Below are 6,000 nucleotides of genomic sequence, written 5' to 3'. Positions count from 1 at the left end.
ATTGATGGGCATGATCCACCTCCGCAAAATAGAACGTTCGTTCACTTTACGCCGCGCGAATGGCTAAATCAAGGGTTCCTGAGCAAGAGACATAATCAGGAAATAGTAAATTTATCTTTTTTACTTTTAACAAGGAGATTCTGATTAAGATTCTACCCACCCTACCAAGCAAACAGCTTTGCACCGTTTTGCTTTAGCCAGAGCCGATGGGTTTTCCAATCCGGGCAGGCGCTGGCGACGATGGCCCAGAAGCGTGGGGAGTGGTTTAGCTCTTGCAAATGCGCCAGCTCATGAATCACCACATAATCGATCACTTGTGGCGGAGCCTGCATCAAGCGCCAGTTCAGGCGAATATCACCTAAAGCCGTGCAACTTCCCCAGCGGCCTTTGGCCGAGCTTAAGAAGAGCTGCCGTGGCTGCAAGCCCATTCCCTCGCTCCAATACGCCAGCCTTTGCAAGAAATAAGGCTTGGCGCTGCGCTGATAAAAGCGCGTTAGCGTAGCGGGTAAAGGCGTTTGTTCTGCCACATACAACACCTCTTCATCCAACCGAGTTCGGCCAGCGCAACGCTGGACAAATTTAGCCTGCCCCAGCCAAAGCACGCTGCTGCCCACCGCCAAGGCAGTAGGAGCAATCATCGGCGTAGCCAGCTTGGCCAGAATCCACTTTAATTTGCTCTCGATAGCTCGCTCGGCTTCTTTTAAAGGCGCGCGGGCAGGCAGGATCACGGTTAAACCATGGGCGGTAATTTTTAAACCAATCGAGCGCCGGCGGCTACTGCGCTCCAACTGATAAGGCAGCTCACGATCAACCAGACGCAAGGAATGCGCGGTCATTTTTTAGGCGAGTAACAGGGGCCAACACCGCCAAAACGCTGGATTTCATTTTCAATCCACGTTTCAACTTCTTGCGTTAGCTCTTGCGGGCTACGGCCAGCTGGCTCGATAGGCTTACCAATCACCATGGTGATTTCACCCGGCCATTTTAAGAATGAATTTTTCGGCCAAAACTCGCCTGAATTAAGCGCCACGGGCACAATCGGTACCTCTAAATCAACCGCCAAACGAGCGCCGCCCTGCTTATAAGGCTTGTAGCCACCTGATGGAACGCGGGTGCCTTCTGGGAAAATCACAATCCAAAAGCCTTTAGCCAAGCGATCTTTACCTTGAGCGATCAGCTGTTTTTGCGCCTCGGCGCGGTTCGATCTATCGATGGCAATCGGCGAAAGAGTGGCTAAGCCCCAACCAAAAATCGGCAACTTCAACAGTTCTTTTTTCAACACCCAAACTTGCGGCGGAAACACATGCTGCAAGGCCAGCGTTTCCCATGCCGATTGATGCTTGCACATCACAACGGCAGGGGCTGCGGGCAGATTTTCAACGCCTTCTACGCGATAAGTCAGGCCACAGGTGAATTTCAGCCATTTGAGCATAATCCACGACCAGCCACGAATAATCCGATAGCGCAGCACGGGAGGCAGCGGCAGAATCAAAATCGCAATCACACAGAAAATGGGAGTTACTACAGGAACAGCCAGCCAATACAGAATGGAGCGCAACCAAATCATTTAATCTTCACCCTCTGGTGCTAGTAGTTAGTCCTGATGAATAAGGCGAGTATAAATCGTGTCTTTTTTCGCCTAGCAGCAAAGTTCGTCATCGCATAGCTTGCTATGCGGCTTCCTCACGTCTTGCTAAACGAAAAAATCCATCTATTTCTACCCCGCCAATCCAGTAGGACTGACGACGAGTAAATGCGCAGCAAATGCCGCCAAATCGTCAAATACCTGCGTACCCTCGGGCAACAGGCCTTTCTGTTCAGTTTTAAGACCATTACCAGTACGAACCAGCACCGGCTTACCACCAACAGCGGCAATAGCTTGCAAATCACGAAGAGAATCACCCACCATCGCCAATTGCGTAGTAGCTACATGAAAGCGGCTGGCAATATCTAAGATCATGCCGGGATTAGGCTTGCGGCAAACGCAACCTGCTTCGGGCGAATGAGGGCAAAAGAACACCGCATCCACATGGCCACCCTGCTCGGCAATGGCACGGTGCATCTTGGCATGGATACGATTAAGTGCCTCAACCGCAATCATCTTGCGGCCAATGGCGCTTTGATTGGTCGCCACCACAATGGTCCAACCCGAACGGGATAACTCACCGATGGCTTCTAAGCTACCTGCAATCGGCTGCCACTCTTCCGGCGTCTTGATATAGTCCGGGCTATCTTCATTGATTACGCCGTCGCGGTCGAGAATCAATAACTTCATACGCGACTCCGTGTGTTCGTATAAACCCAAGCATCTGTAGGGTGGGCACAAGCACCAAGGTTAAGCCAATGACATGCAGCGTATCTTTTGTAGGGCGGGTGAAACCCGCGAGCGATGCCAAAAAATACGCGGGTTTCACCCGCCCTACGAATGACTCAATGCCTGATGATCAATGCCTAACTTGATGCATATAGGGCACAAAAGCATGCCCACCCTACATTATTCTTACTCAGCCAATAAAGAAAGCTCAGCCACGCGGTTCATCAGGCTGGCTAGGGCGGCGAGCAGGGCTTGGCGATTGCCACGCACTGCTAAGTCTTCCGCCATCACCATCACCGAATCAAAGAACGCATCTACTGGCTCTTTTAGAGCGCTCAGTGCTTTTAGTGCGCCGGTAAAATCCTGGCTCGCCAAGGCGCTGCTCACCACAGGTTGCAGCTTTAATAACTCAGCATGCAGGGCAATTTCAGCCGTATCGCTCAGCAAAGCCGCATTCAGATCAGGCAAATCGCCTTCGACTTTTTTCAAAATATTACGAATACGCTTATTAGCCGCAGCCAGAGCAGTCGCTTCTGGCAGGGCTTTAAACACCGCAACGGCTTGCAGGCGAATCACCATCTCGTTAAGCAGCGTTGGGTTCAAGGCCAAGACGGCATCGATATCGGCAGCTGGGTAATCGGTTGCCAGATAGTTTTTCAAGCGATCTTGCATAAAGCCATACACGCCCTCAACCGTACCCTCTGCAACCACACCAGCAGGGAAAGCTTCCGCAGTAATGCTGAGCAATTCTTTCAGATCTAGCGGTAAATCTAACACCATACGCAATACGCCAAGCGCGGCGCGGCGTAAAGCAAATGGGTCTTTGTCACCCGTTGGGATCAAGCCAATGCCGTAAATGCCGACGATGGATTCCAGCTTATCCGCCAGCGAAACCGCCTGCGCCACCGCGCCAACGGGCAGGGTGTCGCCTGCAAAACGCGGGTGGTAATGGCCTTCAATCGCATTGGCTACTGTTTCGTTTTCGCCATCGATACGGGCGTAATACATGCCCATCACGCCTTGTAGCTCAGGGAATTCGCCCACCATATCGGCCACCAAATCGGCCTTGGCTAAATAAGCGGCACGCTTGCAATCGGCCACATTAGCATTCAACTTCACAGCAATGGCACCGGCAATTTTTTGCAGGCGCTCTACACGCTCAAGCTGGCTACCAATCTTATTGTGATAAACCACATTGGCGAGTTGCGGCACGCGGGATTCAAGCTTCTTCTTTTTATCTTGCTCAAAGAAGAACTCGGCATCCGAAAGACGCGCGCGCAAGACGCGCTCGTTGCCATGAATAATATGGCTAGGGTCTGGCGTTTCCAGATTAGAAACCACTAAGAATTTAGGCAGCAATTTGCCATTTTGATCGAGCAGCGGGAAGTATTTTTGATGCTGCTGCATCGATAAAATCAAGCATTCTTGCGGCACATCTAGGAATTTCTCATCGAAATTACCGGTGTAAACCACCGGCCATTCAACCAGTGCGGATACTTCATCCAGCAAACCATCCGATGGCGCAATCTGTGCATTCAGCTCAGTGCAGGCGTTTTTTAGCTGATCGGCAATCAGCGCGCGGCGTGCATCAAAGCTCGCCTCTACAAAGCCATCGTCAAACAAGCGTGTTGCGTATTCATCGGCATTAGCCAATTCAATTTCGCCACTCGACAAGAAACGATGGCCCAGCGTACTGCGACCCGCTTCTAAATGCAGAAACTGCGCAGGCACTACATCGCTACCGTGCAGCACCACAAGGCCATGCACAGGGCGAATAAATTGGCCGTCTCGGTCACCCCAACGCATCATTTTTGGCGCGGGCAGTTTTTTAAGCGTGGCGGCAATAATGCCCGACAAGACTTTAGTCAGCGCTTCGCCGGTTTTAACCGAGGAAAAGATATAGACATCTTGCTTGCCATCCGAGCCTTGCGCCAATTGCGCTACATCCACACCGCAGCTACGGGCAAAGCCAGCAAGGGCAGGCGTTGGCACGCCATCTTTTAAGCCAGAAGCAACCGCTGGGCCACGGCGCTCGATAGCTTGATCTGGCTGCACAGCCAATACATTGGCGATCGATACCGCAAGGCGGCGCGGGCTAGCAAACGACTCTACTTCGGCGTCTTTAGCCACAAAGCCTAGCTTAGCTAATTCATCAAAAATGCCACTCGCAAACACTGCGCCTAATTTAGGCAGTGCTTTGGGTGGCAATTCTTCGGTAAAAATTTCAATCAGCAGTGTTTGAGATACAAGATTAGACATGGGGATTAATTCTCTTCTAATTTAGCTTTAGCTTCTTTCTCGGCCATGATTTTACAAACTTGGCGAACAAAATCACCGCCAAAGCTATTAGCGGGCGGCTCATCGAATTCCCACTGAAAACCCGGAATATCGTAACGTGCCACCTGCTCGTTTTCCTCATCACGCAAATCGCTTAAAACACCCGCCATTTTTTTGGACGGGCAATCAATGGCATGACGTGAATACTTTAAGCGATATTTCTTTTTGGTTATTTCATCAGTTTGATCTTCATTAAACTTCTGCTGTAACCAAACATAGGTGTACTTGGTGGGTGCGTAATCATCGTCGTGCGTAATCGATTTCACATCGACCAGCATTTCATAATCCGCCATCGTGCCATAACTACGCCAATCGCCTTCTTTTGGAACTTCAAGCGGGCCGTAAACCTCATCTTCAAATTTCCCACAGCCAGCCAAAAGAGTAATCAACAGCAGATAGCGGATCATCGATATCACCTTAAGCCGTAGTCACTTGGCACATAGGAAAGCCCAAAGCTTCACGCGAGTCGTAATAGGCGCGGGCCACCAAACGTGACAGCGTACGCACACGGCCAATATAAGCAGCGCGCTCGGTCACCGAAATCGCACCACGGGCATCCAGCAAATTAAACACATGCGAGCACTTCATCACCATCTCGTAGCCTGGCAATGCTAAATTGACTTCCATCAGGCGAGCTGCTTCGCTCTCAAATTTATTGAATAAATCAAGCAGCAGCGGCACATTGGCGTGTTCAAAATTGTAAGTCGATTGTTCTACTTCATTTTGATGGTAAATATCGCCGTAAGTCACTTTCTGGCCGTTTGGATAAACTGTCCATACCAAGTCGTAAACGTTTTCTACGCCTTGCAAATACATGGCCAAACGCTCAACGCCGTAAGTGATCTCGCCCAATACCGGCTTGCAATCAATACCGCCAACCTGTTGGAAATAGGTGAACTGGGTGACTTCCATCCCGTTCAGCCAGACTTCCCAACCCAGCCCCCAAGCACCCAAGCTCGGACTTTCCCAATCGTCTTCTACAAAGCGAATATCGTGCACGCTGGTATCAATACCCAGCTCGCGCAGACTACCCAAATACAAATCTTGGATATTGTCTGGTGACGGCTTTAAAGCCACCTGAAATTGATAATAGTGCTGCAAGCGGTTCGGGTTTTCACCGTAACGGCCGTCTTTAGGTCGGCGTGAAGGCTGCACATAGGCGGCATTCCAAGGCTCCGGGCCAAGGGCTCGCAGAAATGTTGCGGTATGAAAGGTACCCGCACCTACTTCAATATCGTAAGGCTGCAACAAGGCGCAGCCATTACGGCCCCAATAGTTTTGCAGCGTGAGCAGAATTTCTTGGAAAGTCAGCATATTCCCATTCTCGTTTTTTATTCTTAAACGCCCTG

General features: G+C 50.6%; 6 protein-coding genes. All 6 read right to left on the bottom strand.

The genetic code is table 11. From position 1 onward, the window contains the following. Positions 1 to 161: 161 nt before the first annotated feature. Positions 162 to 836, bottom strand: a complete 675-nt coding sequence (locus ACFQNF_RS12300) for a M48 family metallopeptidase (RefSeq protein ID WP_380188245.1) — start codon at positions 834 to 836, stop codon at positions 162 to 164. Then, positions 833 to 1,567, bottom strand: coding sequence for a lysophospholipid acyltransferase family protein (locus tag ACFQNF_RS12295; protein WP_380188244.1), 735 nt, complete (start codon positions 1,565 to 1,567; stop codon positions 833 to 835). The genes ACFQNF_RS12300 and ACFQNF_RS12295 overlap by 4 nt, the downstream gene beginning before the upstream one ends. Before the next feature lie 150 nt (positions 1,568 to 1,717). Further along, positions 1,718 to 2,275 (bottom strand): D-glycero-beta-D-manno-heptose 1,7-bisphosphate 7-phosphatase, encoded by a 558-nt coding sequence (gene gmhB, locus ACFQNF_RS12290; RefSeq protein ID WP_380188243.1) that lies wholly within the window; start codon positions 2,273 to 2,275, stop codon positions 1,718 to 1,720. 225 nt (positions 2,276 to 2,500) lie between these two features. Then, positions 2,501 to 4,573 (bottom strand): glycine--tRNA ligase subunit beta, encoded by a 2,073-nt coding sequence (gene glyS, locus ACFQNF_RS12285; protein WP_380188242.1) that lies wholly within the window; start codon positions 4,571 to 4,573, stop codon positions 2,501 to 2,503. A gap of 5 nt (positions 4,574 to 4,578) precedes the next feature. Beyond that, on the bottom strand, positions 4,579 to 5,058 hold the full coding sequence (locus ACFQNF_RS12280) for a surface-adhesin E family protein (RefSeq protein ID WP_046351761.1): 480 nt from the start codon (positions 5,056 to 5,058) through the stop codon (positions 4,579 to 4,581). Positions 5,059 to 5,068: 10 nt separating this feature from the next. Then, complete coding sequence (gene glyQ / locus ACFQNF_RS12275; RefSeq protein WP_380188241.1) at positions 5,069 to 5,965, bottom strand: glycine--tRNA ligase subunit alpha; 897 nt, start codon at positions 5,963 to 5,965, stop codon at positions 5,069 to 5,071. Positions 5,966 to 6,000: the final 35 nt, after the last annotated feature.

The sequence above is a fragment of the Iodobacter arcticus genome (assembly GCF_042664895.1).
In the GTDB taxonomy this organism is placed as follows: domain Bacteria; phylum Pseudomonadota; class Gammaproteobacteria; order Burkholderiales; family Chitinibacteraceae; genus Iodobacter; species Iodobacter arcticus.
Note: the sequence above shows the minus strand (reverse complement) of the source record. Positions and strands in the feature narration are given on the sequence as shown.

Bases quoted from the DNA above. Each gene is read 5' to 3' on its own strand.
- glyQ (WP_380188241.1), bottom strand. From the start codon at position 5,965: ATGCTGACTTTCCAAGAAATTCTGCTCACGCTGCAAAACTATTGGGGC.
- ACFQNF_RS12280 (WP_046351761.1), bottom strand. From the start codon at position 5,058: ATGATCCGCTATCTGCTGTTGATTACTCTTTTGGCTGGCTGTGGGAAA.
- ACFQNF_RS12295 (WP_380188244.1), bottom strand. From the start codon at position 1,567: ATGATTTGGTTGCGCTCCATTCTGTATTGGCTGGCTGTTCCTGTAGTA.
- ACFQNF_RS12300 (WP_380188245.1), bottom strand. From the start codon at position 836: ATGACCGCGCATTCCTTGCGTCTGGTTGATCGTGAGCTGCCTTATCAG.
- glyS (WP_380188242.1), bottom strand. From the start codon at position 4,573: ATGTCTAATCTTGTATCTCAAACACTGCTGATTGAAATTTTTACCGAA.
- gmhB (WP_380188243.1), bottom strand. From the start codon at position 2,275: ATGAAGTTATTGATTCTCGACCGCGACGGCGTAATCAATGAAGATAGC.